The following is a 16,844-nucleotide window of genomic DNA, read 5'->3' as shown; positions in this document are numbered from 1 at the left end:
GGTCGCCGGCAACCGGCGCGAACCTACACGTCTGAGGTGGTAGGTCCGTGAACCCGCTGGGGGCCGCCAGGACCGTGTCCGCCACCCCGCTACCCTCGGTGGCCGTGACCTACGCGGGATACGACCTCGTCGTCGTCGGCTCCGGCTTCTTCGGCCTCACGGTGGCCGAGCGGGCCGCTCGTGAGCTGGACAAACGGGTCCTCGTGCTCGAGCGGCGCTCGCACATCGGGGGCAACGCCTACTCCGAGGTCGAGCCGGAGACGGGCATCGAGATCCACCGGTACGGCGCCCACCTGTTCCACACCTCGAACGAGCGGGTCTGGGAGTACGTCAACCGCTTCACCGGCTTCACGGGCTACCAGCACCGCGTTTTCGCCCGGGTGGGTGACCAGGTCTACGCGTTCCCGATGAACCTCGCGCTGATCAACCAGTTCTTCGGCCGCTCCCACACCCCGGACGAGGCACGGGCACTGATCGCCGAGCAGGCCGGCGAGATCGACACGAAGGACGCGGCGAACCTCGAGGAGAAGGCGGTCTCGCTGATCGGCCGTCCGCTCTACGAGGCGTTCGTCAAGGGGTACACGACCAAGCAGTGGCAGACCGAGCCCACGGAGCTCGATCCGTCGATCATCGCCCGGCTCCCGGTCCGCTACACGTTCGACAACCGGTACTTCAACGACACGTACGAGGGCCTCCCGGTGGACGGCTACACGGCGTGGCTCGAGAAGATGGCCGACCACCCGAACATCGACGTGCGGCTCGACGTCGACTACTTCGCGGTGCGCGACCAGATCCCGGCCGGCACGCCCACCGTCTACACCGGCCCGCTGGACCGCTACTTCGACTTCTCCGAGGGCGAGCTGGGCTGGCGCACCCTCGACTTCGAGCAGGAGGTCGTCGAGACCGGCGACTTCCAGGGCACCGCCGTCGTGAACTACAACGACGCCGAGGTGCCCTACACGCGGGTGCTGGAGTTCCGCCACTTCCACCCCGAGCGCGACTACCGCTCGGACAAGACGGTGATCGTGCGCGAGTACTCGAGGTTCGCCGAGTCCGGGGACGAGCCGTACTACCCGATCAACACCCCGGACAACCGGGCGAAGCTGCAGCGCTACCGCGACCTCGCGCGCAAGGAGACGGCCAATGCCAACGTCGTGTTCGGCGGCCGGCTGGGTACCTACAAGTACCTCGACATGCACATGGCGATCGGCTCGGCGCTGACCATGTTCGACAACCGCCTGCGGCCCCACCTGGCGGACGGCCGCGCCCTGTCGGGCACCGAGTCCGAGGACTGACGCCGCAACGCTCGTCGGGTCAGCGTTGCGTCGGGCGGCGCGGCACCCAGCGGGCCATGCCGGCAGCGCCGAGCGCCGACACCGCTCCCAGCACCACGGAGCCCGCTCCGAGGGTGGCGACGGCCGCGACGGCGGCGAGCAGCAGGGGGCCGGTCAGCATGCCGGTGTCGTGGCATAGCCGGAAGGCGCCCAGGAACTCGGCGCGCCCCTGCACCGGTGCGGCGTCGGCGCCCAGGGTCATGATCACGCCGTTGCTCAGGCCGTTGGCCAGGCCCATCAGCACGGCGACGACGCCGAGCGCCACCACGCCGCCCGCGAACGGCAGCACGACGTGGGCCGCGGCGAACGCCACCAGCGACGCGACGGCGACGGGGCGGCGGCCGCGCAGGTCCATCCACCTCCCGGCCGGGTAGGACAGTGCGACGTCGACGGCGGCCCCGACCCCGAACAGCAGGCTGGTGGTGGCGGCGTCGAGGCCGATGTGGTCGGCCCACAGCGGCAGCACCGCGATGCGGGAGGCGCGTGCGGCGCCCATCAGGAGCGCGCCGGTGCCGAGCGTGCGCAGCACCCGGTGGTGCTCGGCGAGCACCGCGCGCAGCGTCCGGGTCGGGCCGCCGGCGCGGCGGTCGGCGTCGATGCCCGGCATCGCGGCCATCAGCGCGGCCGCCACCAGCACGGCGACGAACTGCACCAGGAAACCACCGCGCGGGCCGAGCAGGAGCACGACCGCGGCCCCGAGGAACGGCCCGAGCAGCGTGCCGAGGCGCGACAGGCCCGCCATGGCCGACAGCGTCCGGGCCCGCTGGGCGAGCGGCACCGTCTCGATGATGTAGGCCTGCCGGGCGAGCCCCCACACCGCGCTCGCCACACCGAACATGCCGACGCCGATCCCGAGCACGACCGGCGACCAGGACAGCAGGCTGAGGCTCACGCCGACGGCGCCGACGGCGCTGCCGAGCAGCACGGCGGCGCGCTCGCCGATGCGGGCGACGATGCGCCCCGCCGGGAGGTCGCCGAGCACCTGGCCCAGCCCGAGCAGTGCGACGACGAGACCGGCGACGCCGACCGAGGCGCCCAGCTCCCTGGCCTGCAGGGCCACGACCGGGACGGCGGCGCCCTGCCCCACGCCGAACACCGCGGCGGGCAGCAGCACCGGGACGACGAGCCGCCGCAGCGTGCCGGCCTCAGGCACGACCCTGCTCCCGGACGACCTTCCCGACGTTCACCGCGTGCCCTCCCGACGCTCCTCCCGGAGTCAACCACCCGCCGCCCGCAACCGCCCCGTGATCGTCCGAGATCGCACCGAACGTCCCGAACAGGGTGTTCCTGGCGGATGCAGGCGATCTCCGGTGTCGTGATCGGCGCGAGATCGTGCTTGCCGCCCCGGGAAGTGCGCCGGGCCCTGATCTCAGAACGATCACGAGCGGGACGGGCCCGATACGACGCGCCGATGCCCCGCCGGGAACGGGGCCCGTGCGGCGTGGCTACTCTCGGACACCGGGCGCGCACGGGCGCGCCCCGCCGACCCGGCCCTCGACGACACAGGACCCCTCCTCGATGACGATCTCCGAGACGCCGACCCGTCCGTCCCCGTCGCCCCGACCGGGGGCGGAACCGCAGGCGCACGGTGGCAACCTGCTGCAGCGGGTGATCCTGCCCCGCACCGGCGATCCCATGAGCGTGCGCTCGCTGTACATGGACGAGCGGACCGGGATCCGGCTCAGCACGGTGCCCACCCCGGACATGAGCGCATCCACCGCGAAGATCGGGCTCGTCGGCTCGGCCGTGAGCGCCCGCCGGCTGCGAACCACTTCGCGGACCTCCGCAGTGGTGCCGGAGCAGAGCGAGGTGTCCTTCGGTGCCTACTTCAACGCGTTCGCGGCCTCCTACTGGCGGCGCTGGAGCCGGCTCACCGAGGTGCACCTGAAGCTCTCGCTGGAGGGCACCGGCCGGATCGACGTCTACCGCACGAAGTCCGACGGCTCGCCGATCTTCGAGCGCGGGGCCGTGCTGCAGGGGCCGGGCCGGCACGAGATCGACATGGCGCTGGACCTGCGCCCGTTCGAGGACGGCGGCTGGTACTGGTTCGACCTCACCACGGCCGAGGGCGACCTCACGCTGCACGCCGGTGGCTGGTACGCCGCCGACGAGCCGACCGGCCGGGCCGCGGTCACGGTCGGCACACCCACTTTCAACCGTCCCGCCGACTGCGTGGCCACGCTCACCGCGCTCGGCGAGGACCCGTTGGTGCGGGAGGCGCTCACCGCGGTGATCGTGCCCGACCAGGGCACGAAGAAGGTGCGCGACGAGCCGGGCTTCGAGCAGGCCGCGGCGCTGCTCGGGGACAAGCTGCGGATCATCGACCAGCCGAACCTCGGTGGGTCCGGTGGTTACGCCCGGATCATGTACGAGGCGCTCGAGCACACCGACTGCGAGCAGATCCTCTACATGGACGACGACATCCTGCTCGAGCCGGATTCGGTGCTGCGCGCCGTCGCGTTCTCCCGCTACTCCCGCGAGCCGATGCTCGTGGGCGGGCAGATGCTGTCGCTGCAGGCGCGCTCGCAGCTCTCGACGATGGGCGAGGTCGTCGACCGCGGCACGCTGCTGTGGCGCAATGCGCCCGGCACCGAACCGCACCACGACCTGGCCGACCAGACGCTGCGCCAGACACCGTGGCTGCACCGGCGCACCGACGTCGACTACAACGCCTGGTGGATGTGCCTGATCCCGCGGGCGGTGGCCGAAGACGTCGGCATGCCGCTGCCGCTGTTCATCAAGTGCGACGACACCGAGTACGGCCTGCGTGCCCGCGCGAAGGGCTACCGCACGGCCACCGTGCCGGGGATCGCGATCTGGCACATGTCGTTCCTGGAGAAGGACGACACCAGCGACTGGCAGGCCTACTTCCACTACCGGAACCGGTTCGTCGCGGCCACGCTGCACGGCCCCGAGAACCCCACGGCGCTGCTGCGCGACACGCTCAAGCGCACGCTGCGCCACCTGTTGCTGCTGGAGTACTCCGCGGTGGCGCTGCAGGAGATGGCCCTGCGCGATTTCCTCGACGGGCCGGAGCGGCTGTTCCCGACGCTGCCCACGGTGCTGGCTGCGGTTCGTGCCAAGCGTGCCGAGTACGACGACGGCCGCCCGCTGGACTCCGCCACGCAGGTGCCGCTGTCCGACCTGGACGCCCTGTCCGCCCAGCTGTTCCCGCTGCCGCCGAAGGGCAAGGTCGGCACCGTGAAGGGCCTCGCGCAGAGCGTGCTGCACAACCTGCGTGCTCCCGACCCGTCCCACCACGCGGTGCCGCAGCGCAACGTGCCCGCCCGCAACGCGCAGTGGTTCGTGCTGTCCCGGCTCGACTCGGCCACCGTCTCGACCCCCGACGGGCGAGGCGTGACGTTCCGCCGTCGCGACCCGGCGATGTTCCGCGCCATGCTCAGGACCGCGATCGGCCAGTGCCGGGAGATCGCGAAGGCCTGGCCGGAACTGCGGCGGCGCTACCGCGACGCGCTGCCGGAGCTCTCCAGCCGGGAGGCCTGGGCGCGCGAGGTCTTCGACCGCCGCTGACGACAGGGCCGCGCGACACACGCGCACCCACACCCCGACTCGCGGGCAGGGATGCCCGACTCGCGGGAGGCGGGCGCCCGCCTCCCGCGAGTCGGGGTCTGGCTCCCGCGAGTCGGGGTTTCAGCGCACGTGTGTCGCTCAGTCGTCCATCCCGTACAGCCTCGCCCAGTTCTCCCGGCTGGACAGGCGCCCGGCCTCCGCGCGGTAGCGGGCCGCGACCGCGGGCCCCTCGCGCACGAAGCGGCGCAACGTGTGGGCTGCGCGCCGGGCGAGCTCCAGCGCGGTCTGCTTGTCGCGGGTGCGCACCCGGAACCCCTGCTCGGACATGTCCGTGACGATCGCGCGCTCGAACGTGGAGACGTGCCACCAGTGCGCGTCCCCGGCCGGCACGGACCCGATGCGGTGCACCGCGCGCCCGGCCAGGTGGAACGCGGCGCGCTTCAGCCAGGTCAGGGTCTCGGAGCCGGGCTCGTTGGCCGCCCGGACCACCTGCCGCTCCCGGAAGTCGCCCTGGGCCTCGGACATCGGGTGCATGACGGTCTCCGGGTACTCCGCCCGGATCTTGCGCACCTCGGCGAGCGCACCCGCCGAGCCGTCCCAGAGCGCCTCGGGGCCGTGCAGGAAGTCCTCGACGGCCTTCAGCAGGGTGGCCGACATCCCGTACTGCATCGCCACCAACTGGTGCGACAGCAGCTGGCCGAGCCGTCGGGTGAGCTTCGGGACGGAGAAGCCGCTGTGCAGCGCCGCCATGATCAGCCCGTTGCGGATGGTGAAGTAGCGCTGCCACTCGTCGCCGTCCTTCCAGCCGAAGTCGGCGTGCCAGACGCCGGCGCCGGGGAGGGAGACGGTGGGGAAGCCGTGGGCGCGGGCCCGGTAGCCGTACTCGATGTCGTCCCACTGCAGGAACAGGGGCAGCGGGTAGCCGACGGCGCGCACGACCGCTGCCGGGATCAGGCAGGACCACCAGCCGTTGTACTCGGTGTCGACGCGCCGCTCCTGGTTGACGGGCAACCGCCGCTCGTCCTCGCCGAGCAGGTAGGCCTCGCGCAGGGCGCCGGGAACCTTGAGGCCCATCTGGAGCTGCTCGGGGTCGGCGTACTCGGCCGAGATGTGCAGGTGGCCGGGGTGCAGCAGGTTGAGCATCTGCCCGCCGACGATGGTGGGCTCGCGCGTGCTCGCCGCGAAGGCCGTGAGCCGCACGAGGATCTCCGGCTCGAGCAGCACGTCGTCGTCCATGAACAGGACGTCGGCGTGCTCCTCGGGGGCGCCCTCGGTGGCGTGGAACATTCCGCGGGTGAAGCCGCCCGCGCCGCCCAGGTTGCGCTGGCGCAGGTACCTCAGGCGTTCGCCCAGCGCCTCGGCGATCCCGGCGAACCGCTCGCGCGACTCGACCGGGTCGCTGCCCTGGTCCACGACGTAGACCGTGCGGACGCATTCCTGCGCGCCGGGGTCGTCGGCCAGCGCCTGCAGCGTGTTCAGGCAGTCGTCGACCCGGTTGAACGTGCAGATGGCGACGTCCGTGGGCGGCACCGGGCGGGTGGCGGCCACCGTCCAGCGCACGTCCGACACGGTGAGCTCGCCGGTCTCGGTGGTGATCTCGAGCCACATGCCGCCGCCGTCGACGAAGCGGTCGATCGCGCCGACCAGGCGCACGGGGGTGGCGTCCGCGTCCCGCACGTCGCAGGACGCCACGATGCGCCACACCTTGTTGGTGTCCGACGCCATCAGCCGGATCCGGCCGGAGCCGGCGGCCACCGCCGACACCTCGACCTCGCCGACGTCGGTCCAACGCTGCCAGTAGGTGGCGTGGAACCGCCCGAAGTAGCTGTTGGTGCTCACCCGGGCCCCCGGGGCGAGCGTCACCCGGTCGCGCTCGCGCCGGGCGGTGCCCTTCTCGACCGCGGAGTAGAGGTCCTCGGGCACGAGTGCGGTGGGGCCGAAGAACAAGCCGCGCTGGGCGAGCAACCGGGCCGGCGTGCCGCCGTCGCGCGCCTGCGGGTGCTGCTGGGCGGCGGGCGGGTTCTGCGCCCGATCCGTGCTGTCCGATGTGCGAAGCATGCGGGGCGGCCGTCCTCCGGTCGGTGCGATCTTCTCGCTCCCGCGGTCGGGCGGGAGGCTCCGGACGTCATTCTGCGTCCCGGCCGGGCGTTGGGCCGGACGGGGGTCAGCCGACCCCCTCCACCTCCGGTACCCGGGCGTGCCCGTCGCGGTGCCATCCCGCCACCGTGCGGTCCGTGGTGGTGGGCCGGGCCACGGCGAGTGGCCCGATCGGGATCCACCGGTAGAGCTGGGCGGCGTCACGGAGCGGATCGCCGGTGAGGTAGGTGGCCATCCGTCGTTCGGTGATCAGTTGTCGTGGTGCGGCGAAGGGTCCACCGGTTCGTGGCCGGTAGGTGATGCCGGCGGCGGTGTCCTCGGCCGGCGGGCCCACGCGCCACGCGGGGAGCGGGGCCGATCCGGGCGGCAGCGGCGCCGGGGTGAGGCAGGGGAACAGGAACGCGACCGGCCAGTCGAGGATCGCGGTGCTGCCCGCAGGCAGCACCTGCGACATCGGTGTCAGGCGCGGCACGCGCGGCAAGGACACCACGGCGCCCGGCCGGCCGCCGGACACCGGTGCATCGATGGTCAGCCGCACGGTGTCGGCGCCGGGTGGCGCGAGCTCGCGGACGTCGCGCGGGACGTCGGACACCGCGTCGAGGCGCCTCTGTTCGAGCACCCGGTCGCCGTCGCCGAACTCGAGGAGGAGCGCGTCCCCCGGGCGGGTCGATCCGGAGGTGGTCACGACCACGGGCAGGGCCTGCGAGCGCTGTTCCGCGTCGAGGACGAACCACGGGGTCGTCGTGCGCCCGGCCACCGCCAGCCCGGGCAGCGTGCGCCCGCCCACGTCGACGGGCAGGACGTGCCGGGTCGGGTCGCCGGTCGCGATCGGCAGCAGGCCCGCGGCCGGGTCGGTCTCCGCCGAGAGCCGCGCCTGCAGCCCGCAGCGCTCGCCCGCGATCGTGGCGGCGGTGTCGGCGGCGAGGGTGTAGCTGTCCCGGTGGGCGACCGCGACCCGGACGAGCCCGCCCACCTGCAGTACCAGCACTCCCACGAGCAGTACGGCGACGATCGTGGCGGGTGCGGGCAGCCGGCGTGGCGCCGCGGTGTCGGCGCCACCGTGCCCGGGGCCGCTCGCACGGTGCCACGCCCACCGGCCGAGCAGCCCGGCCACGACCGCGCCGCCCAACACCAGCACGATCGTCGGTGCGGGCACGCCGGCCAGCTGCGGCACCACCGTGCTGAACGTCGGGTCGAACCACGCTCCGACGGTGGGCCAGGTGTTGTAGCCGGCCACCACCACGGCGGCGACCGCAGTGGCACCAGCCCAGCCGGCCGCCAGGGTGCGGGGCGCGCCGCGCAGCGGTGCCGCGGACCAGGCGACGGCGCCGAGCACGAGCACCGCGGCGCCGTACCCGCCGAGGTCGCCGAAGTGCTGCGTCCACTTGGTCGGCGACAGCGTCAACGTGGCGACGCTCAGCAGCAGGCCCACGACCAGGCGCCGCGCGGGTCCGGCCGCGATGCCGGCGCGGGCGCGTGGGAGTGCCCACAGCACCCCGGCCGCGGCGAGCAGCGTGACGAGCACCGCGGCACGGCGCCCGATGGCGCCCTGGAAGGACTCGGGCTCGAGCAGGTGCGCGTACCGCTCGAACTCGGCGTACCACGGCTCGCCCCCGCCGATGACGGCGCGCACCCGGACGGCCTCCAGCATCCCGGCGAGGCTCTGGTCGGGCACCATGAGGAACATCGCCGCGGCCGGTGCGGCCACGAGCGCGGCCACCAGGGGAAGCACGTGCAGGTCCCGGCGCCTGCGCAGCAGCCGCAGCAGCGGCAGTGCCGCCGCGACGAACGGCGTGAACGCGAGCAGCCCACCCGGCGTCACGGCGGTGGTGGCACCGGCGAGGACGAGCCCGACCGCCAGCGGCAGCACCCGCGAGGTGGCCACGGCGCGCTCGACCGCGACGAAGACCGCGAGCGCCCCGACCGCCACCCACGGCTCCGGTCGCAGCCCCAGCCCGAAGGGGACCCACCAGGTGGCGAAGGCCAGCGCGGCCAGCCAGGGGGTGGACGGCCGCGTCGCGAACCGGCCCAGCCGGGGCACCACGAGGCGCGACAGCAGCCACCAGGTCAGCAGGCCCAGCACGGTGGACGGCACCCGCATCCACGGTGCCGAGGTCGAGACCAGCGACCAGGCCTGGTAGAGCGCGTAGAACCAGCTGAACGGGGCCTCCGGCGCGTTCAGCCAGCGGTAGGCGTTGCCGATGAACCCGTTGCTGCCGGCGCTGCGCACGATCCCGGCGATGAAGCCGTCGTCCACGGTGACCGCTCCGACGGCCCACCACAGGGCCAGGCCCGCGGTGACGGCCGCGTCCACCGGCCGTGGTCGCCACCACCGCCGGGGCAGCAGCCGCACCGCCGGTGTGACGGCGCGGTCGGCAGCGCGGAGCGCGAGGAGCGCGCCGAGCAGCGCGAGCACGCCGACGACGCCGATCGCCGTCTTCAGCGGGGAGATCGTGGTGGCGAAGCGGGTGTCGGCCTGCAGCGCCACGTCGACGCCGGCTGCCGCCTCGGAGAACGCCCCCGCGACGTTCGGCCGCACGTCGCCCTCGCGGACGAGCACCGGCGTGCCGTCGACCAGCACGGACGTCCGTGCGGTGCCGCTGACGACGGACAGTTCGCAGCCGCCCGCCGGCACCTCGACCGCGCCGAGGTCGACCCCGGTGCTCGCGACCCGCAGCCGCCCGTCCTCGGCGGTGAGCCGCAGCCCCTGCAGCGGCTCGGCCGCCGGGTCGGCCCGCAGCGGCACGGTGGAGAGCAGGACCTGCCCGGCGGGCGCGTCGCGGACCGTGGCGCAGGTGGTGCGGGCGGTCAGCTCGACCGGCTGGTAGGGCAGCAGCGGGATCGCGGTGGGGCCGTCGGTGGCCGTCCAGGAGTAGGCGACGACCGGTTGCTGCACCGGTGCGAGCGGGAACGCCACCGCGGCGAGCACGGTGAGCAGGCCGAGCAGCCCGGCCGCCGTCCGCGGGCCGCGCGCCGGACTGGCGGGGGTGGCGGCGCCGTCCGAGCCGCCGCGGTGCGGGCCCTGGGAGCTGCCCGGCCCGGAAGGGGGGTCCGTCCGGGCGGGCGAGAGCACGGAGGGCAGCTTAGACACGGGCCGTCACGTGTCCCGGAAGGTGACCCTCACGGGCCGCCCAGGTGGGGGAGCGACCCGGCACCGACCGTGGCCGACGCGTGGCGGTCCGCGACGGCGGGCGGCATGATCTGGAGGCATGACGCTTCCCCTCGCCCCTGACGAGCTGCTCAGCACGACCCGTTCGGTCCGCAAGCGCCTCGACCTGGAACGCCCGGTGCCGCTCGAGCTGGTCCGCGAGTGCCTCGAGGTCGCGCTGCAGGCCCCCTCCGGGAGCAATCAGCAGGGCTGGCACTGGATGGTGGTGACCGACGCGGGACTGCGCCGTCAGATCGGTGACTACTACCGGCGCTCCTACGAGCGCTACAGCGTCGGCCGGGAGCAGCGCAACGCGCACCTGAGCGACGAGCGCCAGGCGGTCGGCACGCGCGTCGCCAGCTCCGCCGACCACCTCGCGGAGGTGATGGGCGACGTGCCCGTCCACGTCATCGCCTGCATCACCGCGGGGGAGGAGCTGCCGGCGGGCAACCAGGCGGGCCTGTGGGGCTCGCTGCTCCCCGCCGCCTGGAGCTACCAGCTCGCCGCGCGGGCGCGGGGCCTGGGCAGCGCGTGGACCACGCTGCACCTGCCCTACGAGAAGGAGATCGGCGAGCTGCTCGGCATCCCGCCGCAGGTGCGCCAGGGCGTGCTGCTGCCCACGGCGTACTTCACCGGTGAGACGTTCCGGCCCGCGCCCCGCGAGCCCCTCGACACGGTCCTGCACCTCGACCGCTGGTAGCGCTGCGTGGCTTACAGCCATGTCATGCGCAGCGGACACGCCGGTGGCCGTCCACCCGTTCGGCCGAGCAGGGGGAATGCGCTCCGTGACGGGAGCCTCCAAGAAGGTACGTTCCGGGTGTCACTCGCACCGCTGGTCTGACGGGTTTCGTTTTCCCGATCGTGACGACCGCGAGGCCGACGGCCACCCCATCCGGTACTCAAGCCTCCTTCTCCGGTGAACTGCGAGGGTTGACCGGGCTGCGGGCCGTGGCTGCGGTCTGGGTGGTGCTGTTCCATTTCCACTTCACCCCGCTGCCGGGCGTCGCGGAGGTCGTCGGGCTGCTGGGGCCGCTGATCACCGCGGGGGCGCTCGGGGTCGACCTGTTCTTCGTCCTGAGCGGGTTCGTGATCGCCTACACCTACCTCGACGAGCTCGGCCCCGCCCTGCGTGCCCGCGCCACGGCCCGGTTCGTGTGGGCGCGGGCCTGCCGGCTCTGGCCCGCGTACGCGCTGGTGCTGCACCTGTTCGGGATCTGGCTCGTGGTGCGGGCGATGGTCGGGTCCGGCGGCGACATCGCGTTCCAGGCCGTGCAGCCGGTGCTCGACGCGGGCCAGTACGTCCAGCAGCTGTTCATGGTGCAGCTGTGGGACGACGCCCGCTTCGACGGTGCGTCCTGGGTGGGCTCCACCTGGTCGATCAGCGCCGAGTGGCTCGCGTACCTGCTGTTCCCGGTGGCCGCGCTCGTGCTGTTCCGGATGCGGCGGCTCCCGGTCGTGGTGCTCGCCTGCGCCGCGGTGCTGCTCATGGCACCCATGGCGTGGGCCTACCTGAGCGCCGGCACGCCGTACTTCCCGTGGAGCTGGCTGGTCCGGATCCTGTGCGGGTTCGGCGCGGGCGCGCTCGCCTACCTGGCCGTGCGCAAGCTGTCCTGGACGTCCACGGCGCGGTGGGGCGCGTCGGTCGTCGCCGCCGTGCTGCCGGTGCTGATGGCCGCGGGCCTGCTGGTCGGCGAGCTCGCCGGGCCGGGCCGCGGTGGGGCGATAGTGCTGCTGTTCCCGCTGGTCGTGGCGGCGCTGGCGGTGGCCGACCGGGGGCCCGCCACCGTCCTGTCGGCGCGGTGGCTGGTCTACGGCGGGCGCCTGTCGTACTGCCTCTACCTCGTGCACATCCCGCTGTTCGAGGTGTACTGGCTCGCGCTGCGGCGGTTCGCCGCGCTGGCGCCGCACACCGTGCTCGCCCACGTGGTCGGCGGGCTCGTGCTACTCGCCACGGTGGGAGCCTCGGCCCTGGCCCACCACCTGGTCGAGGAGCCGTCGCGGCGCCGGCTGCGCGCCGTCGGCCCCGCCGTGGCACGGATGCCGGTGCGCGCGGCCCGGGCGCTCGGGCTCCGGCGCGCCCGCCCCGTCCTCGTGCCGCCGCTCGCCGTCACACAGGACGACGCGCTGGCCACGGCCGCGGCCCGGTTCGCCGCCAAGCGCCAGGCCCTCGCCGAGGCCGGGGCCCTGCAGGAGCCGCTCCTCCCGGAGCCCCGCCACGCCGCGACCCCGTTCCGGCCGGCGACGCTGGCCACGGCGCTGGCCAACGCGCAGCGCAGGCGCGCGGCGCACCGCAGCGAGATGGACATGTGGGCCGACCACGAGCGCGCCGAGTACATCCGGGGTGGGTACCTGCACGCGGGCGGCTGACGAGCCGCGCGGGCGCCGGGGACGCCGCCCTCCCGTCGCTGGACTGCACCCACGCGACGGGAGGGCGGTGATCGGCGGCGGGCGGCATGGTCCAGACTCGACGACCGTGTCCGGACGGGTGAGGGTGGCGCTGGCCGTCGGTGCCTCGGCGGCGCTGCTGGCCACGGCCGGGTGCTCGCTCACGACGGCGGTGCCGGGGCAGGCCTCCGTCGTGACCTCGGTGGAGCACCGCCCCGGGCCGCTCGACCGCGACGGCCCGCTCACCGACGCCGACCTGGCGGCCGTGGACCCGGACGCGCTGCTCGACGAGTTCCTGCTCACCCTGTTCACCCAGCCCGTGCAGCACGTCCGCATGGAGACCGTGGACGAGGTGCCCGCCTACCTCGCCGGCGAGGACTACGGGCCCGGGGTCACCGAGGGCGGGTTCGACTTCCGCACCGACGAGTACGCCTACCACCAGCTCTACGGCTTCAACACCCTGTGCGCGGACGGCGTCGAGTACCTGTGGGACGACTTCGACCAGGAGTGGAGCGAGAGCAGCGGTTGCGCGGTCAGCGGGGGGAACCCGATGGCCTCGGTCGAGGCCAGCCTGCAGCTCACGGGCACGGTCAGCGCCGGCGTGCTGACCGCGGGTCTCACCCCCGACGAGGCCGACGTGTTCCTGCGCGCCATGCGCCAGGAGCACCCCGGCTTCCTGCAGCCCGGCCCGCTCGCACTGGCCGAGCACGACGGGCGGCAGTACGTGCGGCTGCCGGTGGTGTTCAAGGCACTCGACGTCGGCGACGGGAAACGCTACGGGATGCAGCTGTTCAACTACGCCTTCCGCGCCATCGGGGAGCGGGCGAAGACGCACGCGCTGCTGCCGGGCACGTCGGGTGCCTCGGTCAGCCAGGTCGAGGCCGTCTTCTACCTCGACCCGACCACGCGCCTGCCCGCCTACGCCGAGATGCTCATCTACGAACCGGTGGACGACCCGACGGCCTCGACCGGCAGCGTGGAGCGGATCGAGTACCTCTGGGACGGCACGGTGCCGCACTTCGCCCCGGACCCGCAGACGCCCCTGGAACCCACCGGGCCGTCCTGGCCCCCGGAGCGGATCCCACCGACGGAGTGACCGCCCGCGCGCCTCAGATCGGCAGCCGGCGGAACACCGCGCGCGGCACGTGCCGCAGCACGCTCATCACCACGCGCAGCGGCGCGGGCGCCCAGACCAGCTCGCGGTGCTTGCGGACGGCGTCGACGGTGATCGCGGCGACGGCCTCCGGGGTGGTGGACAGCGGCGCGGGCGACAGGCCCTCGGTCATCTTCGTGTGCACGAACCCGGGCCGCACGATCGTGACGCCGACGCCGAACGGGCGCAGCGCCTCGGTGAGCCCGGTGTAGAAGGCGTCGAGCCCCGCCTTCGTGGAGCCGTAGACGAAGTTCGAGCGCCGGGCCCGCTCGCCCGCCACGGACGAGAACGCCACCAGCGCGCCGTGGCCCTGCTCGCGCAGCTTCTCCGCGAGCGCGACGCCGACCGAGACCGCCGCGGTGTAGTTGACCTGCGCCAGCTCGACCGCGGTGGGGACGTCGGTCCACGCCTGCTCGTTGTCGCCGAGCAGGCCGAACGCCACGAGCGCCACGTCGATGTCGCCGCCGGTGAACGCCTTGCGCACCACGTCGGTGTGGGTGTCGAGCTCCGAGGCGTCGAACGCGACCGTCTCCACGGCGCAGCCGCGTGCCTCCAACCGGGCCCGCGCGGCGTCGAGCCGCGGCGACGGGCGGGCGGCGAGCACCACGCGCAGCGGCCGGTCGTTGGCGAACGCCTCGACGACGGCGAGGCCGATCTCGGACGTGCCGCCGAGCAGCAGGATGCTCTGGGGGTTGCCCACGGCATCGATCATCAGTTGAGCTCCAGTCTGCGGGCCATGTCGGAGGTGAAGGTCCCCTCGGGGTCGACGGCGTCACGCACCTTGCGCCACTCGTCGAAGCGCGGGTAGCCGCGGCGGAAGGCCGCCGCGCTGGTGCGCGACTCCTTCGCCAGGTAGAGCCGGCCACCCGCGCCGAGCACCAGCTCGTCCAGCTCGTCGCAGAAGCGGTGCAGCCCGCGTTCCACGGGGAAGTCGACGGTGATCGTCCAGCCCGGCCGGGGGAACGACAGCGGCGCCGGGTTGGCATCCCCGAAGCGCTTGAGCACGTTGAGCCCCGACGCGTGCGGCGACGCGGCGATCTTCTCGACGACCCGGCGGAAGGTCGGCTCCTCGCCGAACGGCACGAGGAACTGGTACTGCAGGAAGCCGCGCGAGCCGTACACCCGGTTCCAGTCCCCGAACAGGTCGAGCACCTGGTAGAAGGCCGTGATGTTCTGGATGGAACCCCGCTGGCGCTTCGGCGCCTTGCGGTACCAGAGCTCGCTGAACGCCCGCAGCGTGTAGCGGTTGGCCAACCCGCTCGGGAAGACGTCCGGGAGCGCCAGCAACTGCGGCGCGTCGAACTTCAGGGGCTCGCCGCGCAACTTCGCCGGCAGCTGGTCCACCGTGGCGAGCGAGCCGCGGGTGAGCACCGCGCGGCCCAGCTGCGCGCCCGTCGTGGTGGTGTCGAACCAGGCGGCCGAGTAGCCGTAGGTGTCGTCGGACCCGTCGGTGAGCAGGCCCATCAGCTCGTCGAGGTCGGCCGTGCGGTCGGTGTCCACCACGAAGTACGCCGACTCGGTGCGGTGCAGCGCCACGGTGGCGCGCACGACCACGCCGGTCAGGCCCATCCCGCCGATGGTGGCCCAGAACAGGTCGGACTCGGGGCCGTCCGGCGTGAGCCTGCGGACCGAGCCGTCGGCCGTCACCAGGTCCAGGGAGCGGACGTGGTTGCCGAAGCTGCCCTTGGTGTGGTGGTTCTTGCCGTGGATGTCGCTGCCGATCGCCCCGCCGATCGTGACCTGCCGGGTGCCCGGCAGCACCGGGACCCACAGGCCGTGCGGCAGCGCGGCGCGCATCAGGGTGTCCAGGCTGACGCCGGCGTCGAGGTCCACCAGGCCGGAGTCGGTGTCGATGGAGTGGATCGTGGCGAGCCCGGTCATGTCCAGCACGCCGCCACCGGCGTTCTGGGCCGGGTCGCCGTAGGAGCGTCCGAGCCCGCGGGCGATGATCCCGCGCGGCCCCGCGGCGGTGATCGCCGCCGCCACCTCCTCGGCCGAGCGGGGGTGCAGGACGGTCGCCAGGGTGGGCGCGGTGCGTCCCCAGCCGCGCAGGCTCGTGGTCTCGGGCATCGCGGGCCAGGGTAGCGCTCGGCGGAATCGCGCTCGCGCCTCCACCGAGGGCGGCTCCCGCGCCGGGCACGCGCCGTTAGGCTGCGCCCGTGAGCGAGTCGCCGTCGTCGCCCGAGCCCCGCGGGATCCGCATCTCCGATGCCGACCGTGAGAAGGCCGCGCAACAGCTGCACCAGGCGCTCGCGGAGGGCCGGATCACGCTGAGCGAGCTGGAGGAGCGGCTCGCGGTCGTCTACGCGGCCCGCTACGAGGCCGACCTGCGCCCACCGCTGGCCGACCTGCCGGGCGCCGACGTCGTCGCCGGCGCGGCCGTGGTGGAGGTGCCGTCCGATGCGCCGCCGGTCGTCCTGCGCGCCGGGATGTCCACCATCAAGCGCAGCGGTGCCTGGGACGTGCCGGCGCGCCTGCAGGTGCACAGCGCGATGGGGTCGGTCGTCCTCGACTTCTGCGACGCGACGATCCGCTACCCCGTCATCGACATCGAGGTCGATCTGGGCGCGGGGTCGGCGAAGCTCCTTCTTCCCGACGAGGCCACGGCCAACGTCGACGACGTCGTCGCGGGCATGGGCACCGTCAAGAGCAGCGTCCCGTCGGTCCGACGGCCCGGCGTGCCCCACTTCGTGCTGCACGGCCGGGCCGGGATGGGTTCGGTGACGGTGCGGCGCCGCTACCGGATCGCGGGCCGCTACTTCTGACGTCCGAGCGCTCGTCCGGTAGCGGTGAGACATGCTGAGCGCTGCATGATCGGTTCGAGTCGGGTTCCAGACCCCGCGAGTCGCGCCCCAGATCCCGCGAGTCGGGTTCTTGCCCCGGCGAGTCGGGGTGTGTGGCCTCTCCTGCCAGTCGTGCTCCGGGTTCAGGAAATCCAATCCGTCTCACGTCTACGTGCTCATGGAATCTCCTGTGGGCGCGCCGTTCCCGGCTCGCGGCCGCTGCCTCACACCCGGTCCCGGCCTTCCGTGCGATCGGCGGGTTTCCCAGGATCCCGCCCGTCGACGGGGTGGCCGGGCCGGCACAACTGCCGAGTATCGGGGCTGGGTGGGCGGCCGTCCCCGGCGGGGGCCCAGGCCCGTTCCGGAGAGACCGCCCATGCTGGGTGCTCGCGCACCTTGCGGTGGTCCCGTTC

Annotated in this window: 11 protein-coding genes; 6 read left to right on the top strand and 5 right to left on the bottom strand. The window is 73.6% G+C overall.

Features of this window, described 5'->3' with window-relative positions; genetic code table 11:
* Positions 1-56: 56 nt before the first annotated feature.
* On the top strand, positions 57-1,295 hold the full coding sequence (gene glf, locus CFP66_RS11235; protein ID WP_233159360.1) for a UDP-galactopyranose mutase: 1,239 nt from the start codon (positions 57-59) through the stop codon (positions 1,293-1,295).
* Between the two features lie 19 nt (positions 1,296-1,314).
* Here glf and CFP66_RS11230 read toward each other — a convergent pair whose 3' ends face one another.
* Complete coding sequence (locus tag CFP66_RS11230) at positions 1,315-2,487, bottom strand: MFS transporter (RefSeq protein ID WP_094922812.1); 1,173 nt, start codon at positions 2,485-2,487, stop codon at positions 1,315-1,317.
* A gap of 365 nt (positions 2,488-2,852) precedes the next feature.
* On the opposite strand from CFP66_RS11230, the gene CFP66_RS11225 reads away from it, so the two are divergent.
* Complete coding sequence (locus tag CFP66_RS11225; protein ID WP_094922810.1) at positions 2,853-4,865, top strand: glycosyltransferase; 2,013 nt, start codon at positions 2,853-2,855, stop codon at positions 4,863-4,865.
* Positions 4,866-5,003: 138 nt separating this feature from the next.
* Here CFP66_RS11225 and CFP66_RS11220 read toward each other — a convergent pair whose 3' ends face one another.
* The gene (locus CFP66_RS11220) at positions 5,004-6,923 is read right to left on the bottom strand and encodes a glycosyltransferase (protein ID WP_094922809.1); all 1,920 of its coding nucleotides are present in this window, start codon (positions 6,921-6,923) and stop codon (positions 5,004-5,006) included.
* A gap of 106 nt (positions 6,924-7,029) precedes the next feature.
* Complete coding sequence (locus CFP66_RS11215) at positions 7,030-10,035, bottom strand: arabinosyltransferase domain-containing protein (RefSeq protein ID WP_158228066.1); 3,006 nt, start codon at positions 10,033-10,035, stop codon at positions 7,030-7,032.
* A 136-nt stretch (positions 10,036-10,171) separates the two neighbouring features.
* Between CFP66_RS11215 and CFP66_RS11210 the strand changes: the two genes are divergently transcribed.
* The 3 genes from CFP66_RS11210 (at position 10,172) to CFP66_RS11200 (ending at position 13,591) form a co-directional block, all read left to right on the top strand.
* Positions 10,172-10,810, top strand: a complete 639-nt coding sequence (locus tag CFP66_RS11210; RefSeq protein ID WP_094922806.1) for a nitroreductase family protein — start codon at positions 10,172-10,174, stop codon at positions 10,808-10,810.
* 230 nt (positions 10,811-11,040) lie between these two features.
* On the top strand, positions 11,041-12,477 hold the full coding sequence (locus tag CFP66_RS11205; RefSeq protein WP_158228065.1) for an acyltransferase: 1,437 nt from the start codon (positions 11,041-11,043) through the stop codon (positions 12,475-12,477).
* A gap of 106 nt (positions 12,478-12,583) precedes the next feature.
* Positions 12,584-13,591 (top strand): hypothetical protein, encoded by a 1,008-nt coding sequence (locus tag CFP66_RS11200; protein WP_143517217.1) that lies wholly within the window; start codon positions 12,584-12,586, stop codon positions 13,589-13,591.
* Between the two features lie 13 nt (positions 13,592-13,604).
* On the opposite strand, the gene CFP66_RS11195 is transcribed toward CFP66_RS11200, so the two are convergent.
* Together CFP66_RS11195 and CFP66_RS11190 are read right to left on the bottom strand one after the other, a co-directional pair.
* Positions 13,605-14,360 (bottom strand): decaprenylphospho-beta-D-erythro-pentofuranosid-2-ulose 2-reductase, encoded by a 756-nt coding sequence (locus CFP66_RS11195; protein ID WP_094922801.1) that lies wholly within the window; start codon positions 14,358-14,360, stop codon positions 13,605-13,607.
* Positions 14,360-15,718: an FAD-binding oxidoreductase gene (locus CFP66_RS11190; RefSeq protein ID WP_094922800.1), complete on the bottom strand. Its 1,359-nt coding sequence runs from the start codon at positions 15,716-15,718 to the stop codon at positions 14,360-14,362. The genes CFP66_RS11195 and CFP66_RS11190 overlap by 1 nt, the downstream gene beginning before the upstream one ends.
* Positions 15,719-15,807: 89 nt before the next feature.
* Here CFP66_RS11190 and CFP66_RS11185 point away from each other — a divergent pair, with 89 nt between their 5' ends.
* Complete coding sequence (locus tag CFP66_RS11185) at positions 15,808-16,413, top strand: DUF1707 domain-containing protein (RefSeq protein ID WP_094922798.1); 606 nt, start codon at positions 15,808-15,810, stop codon at positions 16,411-16,413.
* Positions 16,414-16,844: the final 431 nt, after the last annotated feature.

The sequence above is a fragment of the Pseudonocardia sp. MH-G8 genome, from assembly GCF_002262885.1.
Lineage (GTDB): Bacteria > Actinomycetota > Actinomycetes > Mycobacteriales > Pseudonocardiaceae > Pseudonocardia.
The sequence above is the reverse complement of the archived record's forward strand: the minus strand, read 5'-3'. Positions and strand labels throughout refer to the sequence as shown.